This is a genomic window from Amycolatopsis rhizosphaerae, assembly GCF_007713715.1.
In the GTDB taxonomy this organism is placed as follows: Bacteria; Actinomycetota; Actinomycetes; order Mycobacteriales; family Pseudonocardiaceae; genus Amycolatopsis_E; species Amycolatopsis_E rhizosphaerae.
Map to the genome: position 1 here is coordinate 1 of NZ_VJWX01000137.1, position 15,007 is coordinate 15,007.

A 15,007-nucleotide genomic window follows, 5' to 3' on the forward strand; every position below is an offset into this window, starting at 1 on the left:
AGCCCAGGTTCTCCAGGTGCACCCATCCACCGTCGGAGTGTGCCGAGGCGAACAGGCCCAGCGCGCGCTGTTCGGGCAGCCACGCGCGCAGATTCGCCCCCGTGCACCCCAGCGTGGTCGGCCGCGGCTCCGGATAGTCCTCGATGAAGGCCTCGCCGTAGGCGATCCGGAAGAAGCCGCCCTCCCCCCAGCCGGTACCCCAGGAGTTCTTGGCGATCCAGCAGCCCTGTTCGTCGTCCCACCCGATGAGGGCGACGCAGTGCCCCCCGCTGGTCTCCTCCGTGGTGTGCCGGTAGATCCCGCCGGTGTAGTGGAAGAAGTCCTCGTACACCACCATGCACGCGGTCACCGGGCCGTAGCCGTAGATGTGGTGCTTGATGGCGGCCGGATCACGGGTCAGGTCGACGACCTTCTCCGCCAGCGCGAGCCGGTGAGGCCAGTCCGGATTGAGCGAACCGGAACCGTTGTCGTGGTAGGGCCAGTAATCCTCGAAAGTGACGCCCCTGGAAACGCAGTCGTCGAACAATTCGTCCGGCCACGCGCCGCTCGCGCTGGTGTAGTCGCGCTGCGCCCCGTGCCCGAAGAAGAGGTGCGCCTCGGACAGGTCGAGGTTCAGCCCGGCGGCCCGGCGCGTGTACGCCGCGGTGCCCTCCAACACCGCGAGCACGCCGAACGCCGCGCACGAACCGCACTCCCCCTGGTCCTTCACCGGAGTGGTGTAGTCGCCGCCGCAGGTGTCCCGCAGGTCGAAGGCACGCGGAAGGCTTTCCGACGGCGCCTTGGCCGCGATGCACCGCTGCCCGGCGGTCCCGAGCGCGGCCTCGGCCATCAGCGCGGGCAGGTCCGCCCGCGCCCGCACCTCGGCCGCGCTCGGGGCCGGCACCCCCAGCCGCAACGCACGCGACTCGTTCTCCAGCCGGCTCAGCAAGGTTTCCCCCGCCTGCCACGGGTCCCCCAGCGCGGCAAGAGATTCGCGGATCGCCGCGATCTCCTCCTCGCACGAGCGGCCGGAGCTCATCCATCCTCCAGTGGGCTTTGTTCAACCGATGCCCCTATGACGCGGCGAGGACCGCGCCAGATACACACCGGCAGGAGTTTTTTCGAACTCGCTGGTAGGAGGCCCCCAGAATCACCCGTTCGGCCTAACGTCGTGCACTCGCCGTGCCCTCTCCGGAAAGCGTTCCACCAGGTGAGGGCCCTTTCGGTGACCGTTCTCCGTCCGATGTCCCACTCAGCCCTGGGCCACGGAGACGGCGGTGCGGACGAGACCTTCGTCGGCCGCCGCGGCGAGCAGATAGCCCGCGAGATCGGCGCGACCGATGTTGTAGCTGCCGCGCACGTTCCGGCCGACCGCGGTGGCCACCGCGCCCCGCCGCGGCCAGTCCCGCAGCCGCGGCGGGCGCACGATCGTCCAGTCCAGCCCGCTCGCCGTCACGCGCTCCTCCATCACCCGCATGTCGGCATAGGCCTCTCGCAGGATCCTGATCAGAACCGGCTTGAAGATCCGGCCGGTGAAGAAGGAATCACCTTCGGTGTGCATCCCGCTGTTGCTGACCACGACCAGGCGCCGGACCTCCGCGGTCTTCATCGCGCGCATGATGGCGCTCGTCCCGTCGCGGCAGATGGTGCTCGGCCCGCGGTCACGGGCGCCCAGCGCGGAGATGACCGCGTCCCGCCCGGTGATCGCGGACACGAGCGAGTCCGGGTCGAACACGTCCGCGGTCACCACTTCGAGCCGCGGCTGGTCGCCGACGGCCAGCCGCGCGCGGTCGCGCACCACGGCCGTCACCTCGTGGCCCGCCTCGAGCCCCTGCCGGACCGCCTCCACCCCGGTTCCGCCGCTCGCGCCGAACACGGTGATCTTCATGCTCTCCTCCTGAGGTGAGTGTTCACTTACCACTAGAGTGAGTAAGTACTTACTCACTCGTCAAGTCGGTACTGAGAGAGGACTGAGAATGGGGACACGCGAAGAGATTCTCGCCGCGGCCACGCGCGTCATGCGCGAACAGGGATACGCAAGGGCGACGACGAAGGAGATCGCCCGTGTCGCGGGCTACTCGGAGGCCACGCTGTACAAGCACTTCGCCGACAAGGCGCACCTGTTCCGGAGCGTGCTGAGCGAGCAGCTCCCCGGCCTCGGCAAGGTGCTCACGGAGCTCACCGAGCGAGCGGGCACCGGGACGGTGCGGGCGAACCTCACCCGGGTCGCCCGCCTGGCCATCGACTTCTACACCGAGAGCTTTCCGGTCGCCGCGTCACTGTTCTCCACCAGGGAACTGCTGACGAGCCATCGCCAGGCGATGGCCGACCACGGTGCCGGTCCGCGCAACCCGCACGAAGGTCTCGTGCGCTACCTCAAGGCCGAGCAACGGCTCGGCCGCCTCCCCCGCTCGGCGGATCCGGAAGCCCTGTCGGCCCTGCTGCTCGGCGCCTGCTTCCAGCAGGCCTTCCTCACCGCCTTCGACGACGCCGAGCCCAGCGGCAAGGAACGGGAGAAACTGGCGAAAAGCCTGGTCAAGACCCTGCTTCAGGGGCTTGGCTGAGCCGCTGGTCCCGCCACCGCTTCACCAGTTGGGGCAGCTCCGCAGCCAGATAGTCGAAGAAATCCCTGGTCTCGGCGAGGTGACGCCCAGCGACGGTGTCGACGCCCACCGCCTGCACGCCCTCGTCGAGGGTCTTGGCCAGCGTGCCGTACACCTGGTCGGCGTGCCCGACCACTTCGTACCAGAGTTCGTTGCCGATGAAGAAGTGGTCGCGCCGCTCGCCCGGCTTGCGCCCGCGGTGCAGCAGCCGGAGCTGGGCCAGGTAGCGCACCGCACCGGACACCGCGGCCGGGCTGATCCGCAGCACCTCGGTCAGCTCACTCGCGGTCAGGCTGCCCTCCCTGCTGGCGAGTGTCGCCCCTAAGACCCGCGCCGGCATACGCTGCATGCCCGCGTTGACCAGTGCGTTCGCGAACTTCTCCACGAAGGGAAGGGCCTCTTCGGGTACGGCGGCGGCCGGATCACGCTGGGACTGGGGTCGGCTCGACATGGCTTCATCCTCTCGTAGCCAGGGTGACGCGCTTCAACCGTCACCAAACTTTTCGAGTCTTCACAAATTTCTGAAACAAGCGTAGCTTTGCTCGCATGGATCTTGCGATCTCCGTTTCCGGCCTGGCGAAGTCGTTCGGGCCGACCAAGGCCCTCGACGGCCTCGACCTGCAGGTCAGGACGGGTGAAGTGCACGGGTTCCTCGGCCCGAACGGCGCCGGGAAGTCCACCACCGTCCGAGTCCTGCTCGGGCTCCTGCGCGCCGACGGAGGCACCGCCCGCCTGCTCGGCGGCGACCCCTGGCGCGACGCCGCGGAACTGCACCGGCGGCTCGCCTACGTCCCCGGCGACGTCAACCTCTGGCCCAACCTCTCCGGCGGCGAGGTCATCGACCTGCTCGGCAGGCTCCGCGGCGGGCTCGACCAGCGGCGCCGCAAGGAACTGATCGAGCGCTTCGACCTGGACCCCAGGAAGAAGGGCCGCACCTATTCCAAGGGGAACCGGCAGAAGGTGGCCATCGTCGCCGCCCTGGCGTCCAATGTGGAGCTGCTGATCCTGGACGAGCCGACCTCGGGCCTCGACCCCCTGATGGAAGCCACGTTCCAGTACGCGATCCAGGAGGAGCGAGAGCAAGGCCGGACGGTGCTGCTGTCCAGCCACATCCTCGCCGAGGTCGAGGCACTGTGCGACCGCGTCAGCATCGTGCGCAACGGCCGCACCGTGGAAACCGGCACACTGGCCGAGCTGCGGCACCTGACCCGCACTTCGATCACGGTGGAACTCGCCGACCGCACGGGGACGACCAACGGGCTCGGCTCGCTGCCCGAGGTCCACGACCTCAGGGTCGACGGCGGCCGCGTCCGGTTCGACGTGGAAACCCGCTCGCTGGACAAGGTCCTCCGGCAACTCTCCGATCTCGGCGTCCGCAGCCTGACCAGCCAGCCCCCGACGCTGGAGGAGCTGTTCCTCCGGCACTACACCGCGGAGGCGAGCACCCGATGAACGCACTGGCCGGGACCCGGCAGCTGCTCCGGCTGGCACTGCGCCGGGACCGGATCGTGGTTCCGCTGTGGGTGATCCTCCTCGGCGTCCTGCCCGCCATTACGGCGAGTGCCTACGCGACGCTGTACCCCGATGCCGCCAGTCGCGCCGCCCTCACCGCGGCCACCGGATCCAACCCGTCGATCCGGCTGCTCTACGGCCCCGCCTTCGACCTGTCCACCGCCGGCGGTTTCACCGCCTGGCGCTTCGGAGCCTTCCTCTCCCTGTTCGTCGCGCTGGCGTGCGTCTTCACCGTCACCAGGCACACGCGGCAGGAAGAGGATTCGGGGCGGCAGGAACTGCTGTCCTCCACCGTGACCGGGCGCTCCGCGGCATTGACCGCGGGTCTGCTCACGGGCGGGCTCGCGGCGCTGGCGACCGGGCTCGTCGCCACGCTGTCCCTGGCGGGCGGGAAGCTGCCGCTCGCGGGCTCGGTGGCATTCGGCGCGAGCGTCACGCTCGTCGGCTGGGTGGCGTGCGCCGTCGCCGCCATAACGGCTCAGCTGGCCGAGTACTCGCGGACGGCCAACGGGCTCGCCTGCGCCACGCTCGGCGTGATGTTCCTGCTGCGCGCCGTCGGCGACTCCAGCCGGGACATCGGCTGGCTGTCCTGGCTGTCGCCGCTCGGCTGGTCGTCGCAGGTCCGCCCGTACGCCCACGAGCGCTGGTGGGTGCTGCTGCTGCCGCTGGCCACCACCGCCGTCCTCGGCCTGGTGGCGTACCGCCTGCTGGCGCGCCGGGACGTCGGCATGGGCCTCCTGCCCGCCCGGCTGGGACCGGCGGCGGGCGCACCGGGCCTGGATTCCCCGCTCGCCCTCGCCTGGCGCCTGCACAGGGGCACGCTTTTCGGCTGGCTCGCCGGTTTCGCGCTCGCGGGCGCGCTCTTCGGCTCGATGGCGGCGGGCATCGGCGATGTGGTCGGCGACAGCGCGCAGACCCGCGAGATGGTCCAGCGCATGGGTGGCGGCTCGGGCCTGGTGGACGCGTTCCTCGCCGTGATGGCCGGGATGTTCGGCATGATCGCGGCGATGTACTCGGTGCAGGCGGCGCTGCGGATGCGTTCGGAAGAGGTGGCACTGCGGTTGGAACCGCTGCTGGCGACCGGAACCCGGCGGCTGCGCTGGGCGGCAAGCCACCTGGTGTTCCCGTTCCTCGGCAGCGGCCTGCTGCTCGCCGTGGCGGGTACGGCCCTCGGGCTGCTGCACGGTCTGCGCGTGCATGATGTGAGCGTCCAGCTACCGAGAGTGCTTGGCTCGACGGTCGCCCAACTGCCCGCCGTGTGGGTGGTCGCCGGGATCTCCTTGCTGGTGTTCGGGTTCCTGCCCGGGGCCAGTGTCGCCGCCGGCTGGGGCGTGGCCTCGGCATTCCTGCTGGTTTCCCTCTACGGACCGGCGATCCGGCTGCCGCAGGCGGTACTCGACCTCTCGCCGTTCACCCACGTCCCGAAGTTCCCCAGCGCTGCCTTCACCCCCGGCCCGTTCCTGTGGCTGAGCGGAATGGCGCTCGTCACACTTTTCGCCGGTTTGGCAGGTTTCCGGCGCCGGGACATCGGGTAATCACGGGTCACGGGGGAGAGAGCCCGGGCTGGTCGGGGGCCCGGGCTCTTTTCATACCCATACTTCCTCTCGTCCGGGGTAGCCGGAAATCATGAGCGAACTCGAGGGCGTACCCCGGCAGATCTTCCTAGCGGGGCAGTGGCGGGATTCCGCCGACGGCAGCCGGTTCCCCGTGCAGGACCCCGGCAACGAGCAACGCCTGTGCGAGGTTTCCGACGCGCAGGACGCCGACATCCGCGAAGCCATCGACGCCGCCATCGGCGCGCAAGAGGCCTGGGCGGCGACCGCACCGCGCGATCGGGGCGAAATCCTGCGTCGCGCCTGGCAGTTGATGACCGACCGCACCGACGACATCGCCCGCCTGATGACGCTGGAAATGGGCAAGAGCCTGGAGGAATCCCGCGCCGAGGCCGCCTATGCCGCCGAGTTCTTCCGCTGGTTCTCCGAGGAGGCCGTGCGGATCAACGGCCGGTACGGGCGCAATCCCGCGGGCAGCGGCCGCACCCTGGTGACCAGACGGCCCGTCGGCCCCTGCCTGTTGATCACCCCGTGGAACTTCCCGCTGGCGATGGGCACCCGCAAGATCGGGCCCGCGATCGCCGCGGGCTGCACGATGATCGTGAAACCGGCCCAGCTCACCCCGCTGTCGATGCTGAACCTGGCCGCGATCCTGCGCGAAGCGGGACTGCCCGACGGCGTGCTCAGCGTGCTGCCGACCACCTCGGCAAGCCGCGTGTCCGGCCCGGTCCTCGCCGATCCCCGGATCCGGAAGGTGTCCTTCACCGGCTCCACCGAAGTCGGCCGCAAACTCGTCGAGTTGTGCGCCCCGAACCTCCAGCGCATGTCGATGGAACTCGGCGGGAACGCGCCCTTCCTGGTGTTCCCGGACGCCGATCTCGACCGCACGGTGGCGGGGGCGGTGACCGCGAAGATGCGCAACAACGGGGAATCCTGCGTCGCCGCCAACCGTTTCCACGTGCATTCCTCGGTGGCCGACGAGTTCGTCCGGCGCCTGGCGGAAGAGATGTCGGGCATGAAGGTGGGGCACGGCACCGAGGACGGGGTGCGCGTCGGTCCCCTGATCAGCGCCGAGCAGCGCGACAAGGTGAGTGAACTGGTCGAGGACGCGCTCAATCGCGGCGCCCAGGCGGTCGTCGGGGCGAAAGCCTTGCCGGGTAAGGGTTTCTTCTACGCACCGACGGTGCTCACGGAGGTGCCACCGGACGCGCGCATCCTGCGGGAGGAGGTCTTCGGCCCGGTCGCCCCGGTGACCACCTTCGACACCGAGGACGAGGCCGTCCGGCTCGCCGACGACACGGAATTCGGGCTGGTCGCCTACCTGTTCACCCGCGACCTCGACCGCGCCGTCCGCGTCGGGGAAAGGCTGTCCACCGGGATGGTCGGCATCAACACCGGGCTCGTGTCCAACGCGGCCGCCCCCTTCGGCGGGATCAAGGCCTCCGGTTTCGGTCGCGAAGGCGGCGACGAAGGGATCGACGAGTACCTCGACGTGAAGTACCTGGCCCTGTCCGTGACGAGCTAGCCCGTTGTGTCGAAGCGGTTTTCGTGGCCGGGCGGGTGGGCCCGGAGGCCGTCGGTGATCACGCGGCCGAGGTCTCCCGGCGACTGGCGAAGGATGGCGACGTACCCGGACAGCAACGGAACGAGGTCCTCCGCGGTGATGTCGTCCCGCACGGCGCCCGCCCGCTGTGCCCGCGCGAGCAACTCGGCCAGCCGGCCCCGGAAGTCCGCGCGCTGCTCGGAACTCGGCTCGACCCCACCGGCCGCGGCGAGCGCGTCGCACAGCGCCTTGTTCAGCACCGCCCGCTCGGCGACCAGCCGGAAGTACTCGAAGAACGCCTCGCCGGGATCCGTCGCGCAGAGCCGCTCCCGTGCCTGTTCGGTGAGTTGCTCGATGCTGTCCAGCACCACCGCCTGGAACAGGGATTCCTTGCTGGGAAAGTGCCGGTAGACCGTGCCCGCGCCGACCCCGGCCCGCCGGGCGATCTCGTCGAGCGGCACCGAAGGCCCCTCGTCGGCGAACGCCTCCTGCGCCGCCGCCAGAACCCGCGCGCGGTTGCGCCGGGCGTCGGCGCGCAGGGTCGGTTTCGCGGGGCTGTTCATCCACCCGATTCTAGTGTCACGGGCCGGAACGCCCGCGGGAAACGTGACGGCGCGCTCAGTTCCCGGCCTGCACGGCGGGATGGCTGACCAGCGAGACGAGCCATTCCCACACACCGGGCACGAGCAGGACGCCCAGCACCGCGCAGACCGGGAACACCACGAGGTTTTCCGCCCGCTTGCCGGTGCGGAACCGCAGGAACGACGGCGGCCGCAGTTCGTACCAGGTCTCCCCCGCGATCGGGACCGGGAACAGGAACGGACATCCGGCCACGGTCAGCGAATCGCCGAGGCAGTGCGTCACGCAGCCCAGTGCCACGGCCAGTCCCACCCAGCCGGTCAGCTGTTGCAGCTCACCGGCGGCACTGGTGGTGGTGGCCCACCACACCACCGCACCACCACCGACGAACAGCAACCAGTCGCCGAGGGCGTCGGCGGCCAGCACCATGCCGAACAGCACGATCCCGGCCACCGCGTACCAGCCGCCCGCCCGCGAGCCCCACGTGGCCAGCGCGCCCATGGCGGCGGCGAACAGCACGGTGTGCGACAGATGCCGGTGCGTGCCCTTGACGCGCTCGTCGCGCGGTCCCTTCGTCACCTGGTACACCGCGGCCGACGTGCGGCGCAGCAACCAGGACAAGCCGCCCGTCACCGGGCCGAGCAGCTTCGACGCACCGGCGCCGGGGTGGTCGAGATCGGGCAGCAGGGCGAAACCTGCTGTGGTGGCGGCAAAAGCCGCGGCTTGGTGCACGGTGCCCGCCCCGATCACGGGAGCGATGGCGAGTCCGGTACACCAGCCGGTCAGTGCGTGCGTGCGGCCCATCATGGAAACGATCTTGGCAATAAGGTGTCCCGAAGACCAGGACGGGGCGCGGAACGACCGTGCGGGCCAGGAGGGTGCGGATGAGCGAGGAACTTCGGCGGTTCTGGGCCGAACGGTTGCTGAGCACCCTCACCACCCTGCGCGGCGACGGTTCGCCGCACGTGGTGCCGGTGTGCGTCATGGTGGAGGAGGACCTCACCGTGGCGCGCGTGATCTGCTCGCGTGGCAGTGCCAAGGCCCGAAACGTCCGTGCGGCAGGCGAAGGCGGAGCGCGCGCGGCGGTGTGCCAAGTCGACGGGAGGCGCTGGTCCACACTGGAAGGCGTCGCTGTGGTGCGCGAAGACCCCGAGTCGGTGCGCGACGCCGAGGCGCGCTACACCGCCCGGTACGGCAAGCCCCCGCGGCCGAACCCGCAGCGGGTGGTCATCGAGATCACCGTGGACCGCAGGCTCGGCCTGTCCTGAAACCCGCGCGTCAGCCGAGGGCCTGCCACCAGGGATCGACCTGGGGCACGCCGTCGACGTCGATCCGCTCCCCTGGGCGGGGCACGGCCAGCGCGACGTCGTGCGCCTTCGCCTCCCGCCACACGCGTTCCACGGGTTCGTCCCACGCGTGCAGTGCCAGGCGGAAGGTGCCCCAGTGCACCGGGATGAGCAGGCCACCGCGCACGTCGAGATGCGCGGCCACGCCCTCCTCCGGTGTCATGTGGATGTCCGGCCACGCCGGGTGGTACGCGCCGATCTGGACCAGCGCGGCGTCGAACGGACCGTACTTGCGGCCGATTTCCGCGTAGCCGGCGAAGTAGCCCGAATCGGCGGTGTAGAACACCCGGCGCTTCGCCCCGGCGATCACCCACGACGCCCACAGGGTGTTGTTGCGGGTGAAGGCGCGGCCGGAGAAGTGCTGCGCGTCGGCCGCGGTGATCCGCAGCCCGGCGATCTCGGTGGTCTCGTGCCAGTCGAGTTCGATGATGCGCGCGGCGGGCACTCGCCAGCGCCGCAGGTGCGCGCCCACCCCGAGCGGGACGACGAACGGCGCCTCCTGCGTCCGGGTCAGCGTCCGGACGGCGCTCGCGTCGAGATGGTCGTAGTGGTCGTGCGAGACGATGATCGCGTCCAGCCGCGGCAACTCCTCCAGCTTGTGCGGCGGCCTGTGCATCCGGCGGGGTCCGACGAACCGCGACGGCGAAACCCGCTCGCTCCACACGGGGTCGATGAGCACACGCGCGCCGTCGAGTTCGACCAGCGAGGAGGCGTGGCCGTACCACGTGACGTGCAGCCCCTGGTCCGGGCTGTCCGGACGGGGCGGCACGAGCGGGATCGGCCCGGCGGGGCGGCGGCGCTGACCGCCGAACAGCATCTCGCGCAGCAGGTCCGTGCCGGTGGCGGTGTTCGGCATCACCGGCGGGGCGAGATTGCGGAACCGGCCGTCACGGAACTGGGGCGACCGGCGCATCACCTCGAGATCGGGCCTGCCCCCGAACGCCAGGGGTATCTCCCACAACGCCCAGCCAAGGGCGCCGATCAGCGCCGGAACCGTCCACCGGAATTTGCTCGCCATGTCCTGAGAAACTACCCACTGCGAACGGAAGTTCCCCACACGTCGTGGACCCAGAGGGTGACCCCCAGCCGGTTATCCTTCGTGTGGGGTCCCTCACTGCGCGGGGACCCCACACCGGCAAGCTCAGCGCAGCGGCGCGAGCGGGCCGTCCGGATTCGCCGGGGAAACGCAGCTGACCAGCGGGTCGACCAGCGAGCAGGCCGACGGCCCCTGCACCAGGTGGTAGCCGGACGGCACCCCGGCGTTCGCGATGACCTGCCGGTACACCGGCACCGCGTCGGTGGGCCTCCGGGTCAGCGCCGGATCGGCAAGAGCGTCCACTGTGTACAGACCGAACCGGGGCCGGTAGCTGCCCCATTCGTAGTTGTCGGTGATGCTCCAGTAGTTGTAGCCGATCACGTTCATCCCGTCGGCCTTCGCCCGCTGCACCCAGAAGATCGAGTCCTGCAGTGCGGCCGACCGCGTGTACCCGTCGGCGCGCGGCTGCGCGTTGTCGGTCGGCATGCCGTTTTCCACGATGTACAAGGGAAGTTCGGGGTACCGGCCGGCGTAGTAGCGCAGCGCGTCGTAGATCCCCTCGGGCTGCAGTTTGATCTTCCAGAACTCGCCGGAGATCCCATTGACCGCGGTGAGGTTGTCGAGGCTGACGCCGTAGTAGTAGTCGAGACCGATGAAGTCGACCTTGTCCTTGATCTGGTCCATCACGACCAGATCGGTGGCCGCGTTGAAGCCCGAATAGAAGGACTGGTTGCTGGTGACCTTGCCGCTCGGGTCGAGCCGGTGGATCAGGTCGTAGGCCTGCCGGTGGGCCCGCACCACGTCGGCCTGCCAGGCCGGGATCTGGAACACGTTCACCGCGCCGATCCTGAGTTCCTGGGTGAGGAAGGCGACCGGCTCGTTGAAGGTCACCCACAGCACGCCCAGCTCGCGGTAGCGCTGCACGATCCTGCTCGTGAAGGCGAGGAAATCGTCCACGGTGCGGGCGTCGGCGAACCCGCCGCGGTCGGCCACCCAGCCGGGATACACCCAGTGGCTGAGGGTGATCATCGGCGTCATCCCGGCCTGACGGATCTGCCGGATCACGTCGTCGTAGTAGGCGAGTTCCTGCTCGTCCCACACGCCGGGCTGCGGTTCGACCCTGGCCCACTCGACGCTGAACCGGAACGTGTTCACCCCCATCCCGGCGGCGAGCCTGATGTCCTCGGGATAGCGGTGCCGGAAGTCGACGCCGTCGGCGTACCGGTCCGCGCTCGCGGTGCGGGCGACGTACCGCGACCAGTTGCTGTCCGGCGCGCTCCCCTCGTTCTGGTAGCCGGCGGTGGCGACGCCCCAGTAGAACGCGCGTGACCAAGCGGCGGCGCCGGCACTCGGCGAGCCCAGCGACGCGGTCAGCACGACAACGGCGGCGAATACCCACACCCGGCGCATTACGCGAAAGATATTTGCGTTTTCGACCACGCAAGGTCAACGACCGACTCCGCTGCGCGTTACCCGTGGAACGCCGCGAAGAAGCTCTGCCGGTCAGGGGCGAGTTTCGCCGGTCAACCAGGCGAGGTACTCGGCGCTGCCGCCTTCGATGGGAGTCGCGATGATCTCCGGCACGTCGTAGCCGTGGTTCTCACGGATCAGCTCCACGAGCGCCCCGGCCCGGTCCGCGGCCGTCTTGATCTCGACCCGCCATTCGGTGTCGGTCCGGATCCGGCCCTCCCATCGGTAGACGCTGCTGATCGGGCCGATGATCTGCGCGCACGCGCCGAGCTTCGCCTCGACCGCCTTCCCGGCCAGCTCACGCGCGGTCTCCTCGCGGTCGGTGGTGGTCGAAACGATCACGTGCTCCGGCATGCGCAGCAGGCTACCGCCCCCGGCGCGCACCCGGTGGAAGGAAACCTCCCCCCGGACGGGCGACGAAGCCGTGTCACCGATCGGCGATGCGGGTACTACCGCTCTCATGCGATTAGGCGTGCTCGACATCGGATCCAACTCCGCGCAGCTGCAGATCGTGGACGCGCACCCCGGCGCCCCGCCCCTGCCCGCGCTCGCGGTCAAGGAGCCGACGCGCCTGGCGGAGCTGATCGAGGAAAACGGCGCGGTGGCCGAGGAGGGGGTCTGCCGTGCGATCGACGCCGTCGCGGAAACCCTCGCCGCCGCGCGGCGACACCGGGTCCAGCAACTGTTCCTGTTCGCCACCTCCGCCATCCGGGACGCCACCAACCGGGACGAGATCCTCGACCGGATCGAGGAACGCACCGGCGTGCGCCCGCAGTTCCTGACCGGCGAGGACGAGGCCCGGCTGACCTATGCGGCGGCGCACCGCTGGTACGGCTGGTCCTCGGGCCGCCTCCTGCTGCTCGACATCGGTGGCGGCTCGCTGGAGATCGCGCTGGGCCGCGACGCCGAACCCGACCTGACGCTGTCCCTGCCGCTCGGCGCCGGACGACTGACCCGCCGGTTCCTGCACGACGACCCGCCGACGCGGGGCCAGGTGAAGGAGTTGCGGCGCTACGTCCGGAGCATGCTCCGCGAGGTGGCCGACCGGTTGCGCTGGGAGGGCGTACCCGCGCGAGCCGTGGGCACCTCGAAGACCTTCAAGCAGCTCGCCCGGCTCGCCGGTGCCCCGCCCCAGCGCAAGGGACCGTTCGTGCGACGCAGCCTGACCGCCGAGGCGGCCGGGGACTGGATCCCGCGCCTGGCCGGGATGTGCGCGATGGAACGCGCCAAGCTGCGCGGCGTTTCGGCGCCCCGTGCCCGGCAGATCCTTGCCGGTGCGATCGTGGCGAAGTCGGCAATGGACACTTTGGACATCAAAGGCGTGGACATCTGCCCGTGGGCCCTGCGTGAGGGCATCATGCTGCACCACCTCGCCTCGCTCCAGGTCCACCGCGAACTGCTGCCGCTGCAGGCGGTCAACGCCGTCAGCCCCTCCCGCGACGCCGCGGTGCTGCATCCGGTGCCCGACCGGTTGAACGCCTGAGCATGTGTCGCCCCCGGTCGGCCGGGTAGCCCGTTGGCGGGACCGAGCCGAAAGCCCGAGGAGGAAAACCATGGCCGAGACGGTTGGCGACTACCTGTTGCGACGGTTGCGCGAATGGGGCGTGGAGCAGGTGTTCGCCTACCCCGGCGATGGCATCAACGGCCTCGTCGCCGCGTTCGGCAAGGCCGACAACCAGCCACGGTTCGTGCAGACACGCCACGAGGAGATGGCGGCGTTCGCCGCCGTGGGCTACGCGAAGTTCAGCGGCCAGGTCGGGGTGTGCATGGCCACTTCGGGCCCCGGGGCCATCCACCTGCTCAACGGGCTCTACGACGCGAAACTCGACCACGTGCCGGTGGTGGCCATCGTCGGGCAGACCGCGCGCAGCGCGATGGGCGGCAGCTACCAGCAGGAGGTCGACCTGCAACCGCTGTTCAAAGACGTGGCCAGCGAGTATCTGGTCGAGGTGAACGTCGCCGAGCAGCTTCCGAACGCGTTGGACCGCGCGATCAGGACCGCGCTGGCCAGGCGGGCACCGACCGCCCTGATCATCCCGTCGGACCTGCAGGAACAGGAGTACCACCCGCCGAAGCACGCGTTCAAGCAGATGCCGTCGAGCGCGCCGTCGTGGCCGCATCCGGTGGTCGTCCCGCCGGAGGACGAGTTGGCCCACGCGGCCGAGGTGCTCAACGCCGGGGAGAAGGTCGCGATCCTGATCGGGCAGGGCGCGCGGAACGCGGCGGACGAGGTCGTCCGGATCGCGGAGCTGACCGGGGCGGGTGTGGCGAAGGCCTTGCTGGGCAAGGATGTGCTGCCCGACGACCTGCCCTACGTCACCGGCGCGATCGGCCTGCTGGGCACGCGCCCGAGCTACGAGCTGATGCGAGACTGCGACACGCTGCTGATCGTCGGCTCGAACTTCCCGTACAGCCAGTTCCTGCCGGAGTTCGGCAAGGCCAGGGCGGTGCAGATCGACATCGACGGCAGCATGATCGGGATGCGTTATCCGACCGAGGTGAACCTCGTCGGCGAGGCGAAGGCGACGCTGCGGGCACTGCTGCCGATGGTGCAGCGCAAGGAAAACCGCTCCTGGCTCGAGACGATCGAGAAGAACGTCCACGACTGGTGGTCGACCGTGGCGCGGCAGGCGATGCTCGACGCCAAGCCGGTGAACCCGATGCGGGTGGTGCACGAACTGTCCGAACGCATCCCCGAAGACGCCGTCGTCACCGCGGACTCCGGTTCCTCGACGAACTGGTACGCGCGGAACCTGCGCTTCCGCGGCCGGATGCGCGGCTCGCTGTCCGGCACCCTGGCCACCATGGGTCCGGGCGTGCCCTACGCGATCGGCGCCAAGTTCGCCCATCCCGAACGGCCGGTGGTCGCCCTCGTCGGGGACGGCGCGATGCAGATGAACGGACTGGCGGAGCTGATCACGATCGCCCGGTACCGGCAGCTGTGGACCGATCCACGCCTGATCGTCTGCGTGTTCCACAACAACGATCTCAACCAGGTGACCTGGGAGCTGCGTGCGATGGGTGGCGCCCCGAAGTTCGTGGAATCCCAAGCCATTCCGGAGGTCTCCTACGCGGACTTCGCCCGGTCGCTCGGGTTCGAGGCGATCGCGGTGGACCGGCCGGACGAACTCGGCGCCGCCTGGGACCGGGTGCTGGCCGCGGACCGGCCCGCGGTGCTGGACGTCCGGTGCGACCCGGAGGTGCCGCCGATCCCGCCGCACGCCACCTTCGAGCAGGTCAAGTCGGCGGCGGAGGCGCTGCTCAAGGGCGACCCGGACAGCTGGCACATGCTGACCCAGGGCATCCGGACGAAGGCCGAGGAGCTGCTCCCCAGCCGCTGAGCGCCGTGAAGGGTCCCTTCACAGTCGTATCGACCGTGAAGGGAC

The 15,007-nt window shown here is 70.0% G+C and carries 15 protein-coding genes; 7 read left to right on the plus strand and 8 right to left on the minus strand.

The annotated features are described in order from the left end of the window. On the minus strand, nucleotides 1-1,018 hold a 1,018-nt coding region (locus FNH05_RS15700), incomplete at its 3' end, for a C1 family peptidase (protein WP_144588854.1). 213 nt (nucleotides 1,019-1,231) lie between these two features. Continuing rightward, nucleotides 1,232-1,867 (minus strand): NAD(P)-dependent oxidoreductase, encoded by a 636-nt coding sequence (locus FNH05_RS15705; RefSeq protein ID WP_144588856.1) that lies wholly within the window; start codon nucleotides 1,865-1,867, stop codon nucleotides 1,232-1,234. An 88-nt stretch (nucleotides 1,868-1,955) separates the two neighbouring features. Between FNH05_RS15705 and FNH05_RS15710 the strand changes: the two genes are divergently transcribed. Further along, nucleotides 1,956-2,543: a TetR/AcrR family transcriptional regulator gene (locus FNH05_RS15710; RefSeq protein ID WP_144588858.1), complete on the plus strand. Its 588-nt coding sequence runs from the start codon at nucleotides 1,956-1,958 to the stop codon at nucleotides 2,541-2,543. On the opposite strand, the gene FNH05_RS15715 is transcribed toward FNH05_RS15710, so the two are convergent. After that, entirely contained in the window at nucleotides 2,515-3,033 is a 519-nt protein-coding gene (locus FNH05_RS15715; RefSeq protein WP_144588860.1) for a GbsR/MarR family transcriptional regulator, read from the minus strand. The two genes, FNH05_RS15710 and FNH05_RS15715, sit on opposite strands and share 29 nt — an antisense overlap. Nucleotides 3,034-3,128: 95 nt before the next feature. On the opposite strand from FNH05_RS15715, the gene FNH05_RS15720 reads away from it, so the two are divergent. The 3 genes from FNH05_RS15720 to FNH05_RS15730 all read left to right on the plus strand — a co-directional run bounded on the left by FNH05_RS15720 (nucleotide 3,129) and on the right by FNH05_RS15730 (nucleotide 7,172). Further along, complete coding sequence (locus FNH05_RS15720) at nucleotides 3,129-4,034, plus strand: ABC transporter ATP-binding protein (protein ID WP_144588862.1); 906 nt, start codon at nucleotides 3,129-3,131, stop codon at nucleotides 4,032-4,034. Beyond that, nucleotides 4,031-5,629, plus strand: coding sequence for an ABC transporter permease (locus FNH05_RS15725; protein WP_144588864.1), 1,599 nt, complete (start codon nucleotides 4,031-4,033; stop codon nucleotides 5,627-5,629). The genes FNH05_RS15720 and FNH05_RS15725 overlap by 4 nt, the downstream gene beginning before the upstream one ends. 91 nt (nucleotides 5,630-5,720) lie before the next feature. Beyond that, nucleotides 5,721-7,172 carry an NAD-dependent succinate-semialdehyde dehydrogenase gene (locus FNH05_RS15730; protein ID WP_144588866.1) on the plus strand — a complete coding sequence of 484 codons (1,452 nt, stop codon included), beginning with the start codon at nucleotides 5,721-5,723 and terminating at the stop codon, nucleotides 7,170-7,172. On the opposite strand, the gene FNH05_RS15735 is transcribed toward FNH05_RS15730, so the two are convergent. Next, nucleotides 7,169-7,753, minus strand: coding sequence for a TetR/AcrR family transcriptional regulator (locus FNH05_RS15735; protein ID WP_144588869.1), 585 nt, complete (start codon nucleotides 7,751-7,753; stop codon nucleotides 7,169-7,171). The two genes, FNH05_RS15730 and FNH05_RS15735, sit on opposite strands and share 4 nt — an antisense overlap. A 55-nt stretch (nucleotides 7,754-7,808) precedes the next feature. Further along, nucleotides 7,809-8,573: a metal-dependent hydrolase gene (locus FNH05_RS15740; protein ID WP_144588882.1), complete on the minus strand. Its 765-nt coding sequence runs from the start codon at nucleotides 8,571-8,573 to the stop codon at nucleotides 7,809-7,811. 80 nt (nucleotides 8,574-8,653) lie between these two features. Between FNH05_RS15740 and FNH05_RS15745 the strand changes: the two genes are divergently transcribed. Continuing rightward, a complete protein-coding gene (locus tag FNH05_RS15745) occupies nucleotides 8,654-9,037 on the plus strand; it encodes a TIGR03618 family F420-dependent PPOX class oxidoreductase (protein WP_144588870.1) in 384 nt (127 codons plus the stop codon). Between the two features lie 10 nt (nucleotides 9,038-9,047). On the opposite strand, the gene FNH05_RS15750 is transcribed toward FNH05_RS15745, so the two are convergent. The 3 genes from FNH05_RS15750 to cutA form a co-directional block, all read right to left on the minus strand. Next, nucleotides 9,048-10,133, minus strand: coding sequence for an MBL fold metallo-hydrolase (locus FNH05_RS15750; protein ID WP_144588872.1), 1,086 nt, complete (start codon nucleotides 10,131-10,133; stop codon nucleotides 9,048-9,050). A gap of 123 nt (nucleotides 10,134-10,256) precedes the next feature. Next, nucleotides 10,257-11,561, minus strand: coding sequence for a glycoside hydrolase family 1 protein (locus tag FNH05_RS15755; protein WP_144588874.1), 1,305 nt, complete (start codon nucleotides 11,559-11,561; stop codon nucleotides 10,257-10,259). A gap of 93 nt (nucleotides 11,562-11,654) precedes the next feature. Continuing rightward, nucleotides 11,655-11,975: a divalent-cation tolerance protein CutA gene (cutA, locus tag FNH05_RS15760; protein ID WP_144588876.1), complete on the minus strand. Its 321-nt coding sequence runs from the start codon at nucleotides 11,973-11,975 to the stop codon at nucleotides 11,655-11,657. Nucleotides 11,976-12,081: 106 nt separating this feature from the next. On the opposite strand from cutA, the gene FNH05_RS15765 reads away from it, so the two are divergent. After that, nucleotides 12,082-13,104: a Ppx/GppA phosphatase family protein gene (locus FNH05_RS15765; protein WP_144588878.1), complete on the plus strand. Its 1,023-nt coding sequence runs from the start codon at nucleotides 12,082-12,084 to the stop codon at nucleotides 13,102-13,104. Between the two features lie 70 nt (nucleotides 13,105-13,174). Beyond that, a complete protein-coding gene (locus tag FNH05_RS15770; RefSeq protein WP_144588880.1) occupies nucleotides 13,175-14,962 on the plus strand; it encodes a thiamine pyrophosphate-requiring protein in 1,788 nt (595 codons plus the stop codon). The last annotated feature ends 45 nt before the right edge of the window (nucleotides 14,963-15,007 follow it).

What these genes read in the sequence shown, in the direction of transcription:
- FNH05_RS15705 (WP_144588856.1), bottom strand. Translation starts at nt 1,867, where the DNA reads ATGAAGATCACCGTGTTCGGCGCGAGCGGCGGAACCGGGGTGGAGGCG.
- FNH05_RS15710 (WP_144588858.1), top strand. Translation starts at nt 1,956, where the DNA reads ATGGGGACACGCGAAGAGATTCTCGCCGCGGCCACGCGCGTCATGCGC.
- FNH05_RS15715 (WP_144588860.1), bottom strand. Translation starts at nt 3,033, where the DNA reads ATGTCGAGCCGACCCCAGTCCCAGCGTGATCCGGCCGCCGCCGTACCC.
- FNH05_RS15720 (WP_144588862.1), top strand. Translation starts at nt 3,129, where the DNA reads ATGGATCTTGCGATCTCCGTTTCCGGCCTGGCGAAGTCGTTCGGGCCG.
- FNH05_RS15725 (WP_144588864.1), top strand. Translation starts at nt 4,031, where the DNA reads ATGAACGCACTGGCCGGGACCCGGCAGCTGCTCCGGCTGGCACTGCGC.
- FNH05_RS15730 (WP_144588866.1), top strand. Translation starts at nt 5,721, where the DNA reads ATGAGCGAACTCGAGGGCGTACCCCGGCAGATCTTCCTAGCGGGGCAG.
- FNH05_RS15735 (WP_144588869.1), bottom strand. Translation starts at nt 7,753, where the DNA reads ATGAACAGCCCCGCGAAACCGACCCTGCGCGCCGACGCCCGGCGCAAC.
- FNH05_RS15740 (WP_144588882.1), bottom strand. Translation starts at nt 8,573, where the DNA reads ATGGGCCGCACGCACGCACTGACCGGCTGGTGTACCGGACTCGCCATC.
- FNH05_RS15745 (WP_144588870.1), top strand. Translation starts at nt 8,654, where the DNA reads ATGAGCGAGGAACTTCGGCGGTTCTGGGCCGAACGGTTGCTGAGCACC.
- FNH05_RS15750 (WP_144588872.1), bottom strand. Translation starts at nt 10,133, where the DNA reads ATGGCGAGCAAATTCCGGTGGACGGTTCCGGCGCTGATCGGCGCCCTT.
- FNH05_RS15755 (WP_144588874.1), bottom strand. Translation starts at nt 11,561, where the DNA reads ATGCGCCGGGTGTGGGTATTCGCCGCCGTTGTCGTGCTGACCGCGTCG.
- cutA (WP_144588876.1), bottom strand. Translation starts at nt 11,975, where the DNA reads ATGCCGGAGCACGTGATCGTTTCGACCACCACCGACCGCGAGGAGACC.
- FNH05_RS15765 (WP_144588878.1), top strand. Translation starts at nt 12,082, where the DNA reads ATGCGATTAGGCGTGCTCGACATCGGATCCAACTCCGCGCAGCTGCAG.
- FNH05_RS15770 (WP_144588880.1), top strand. Translation starts at nt 13,175, where the DNA reads ATGGCCGAGACGGTTGGCGACTACCTGTTGCGACGGTTGCGCGAATGG.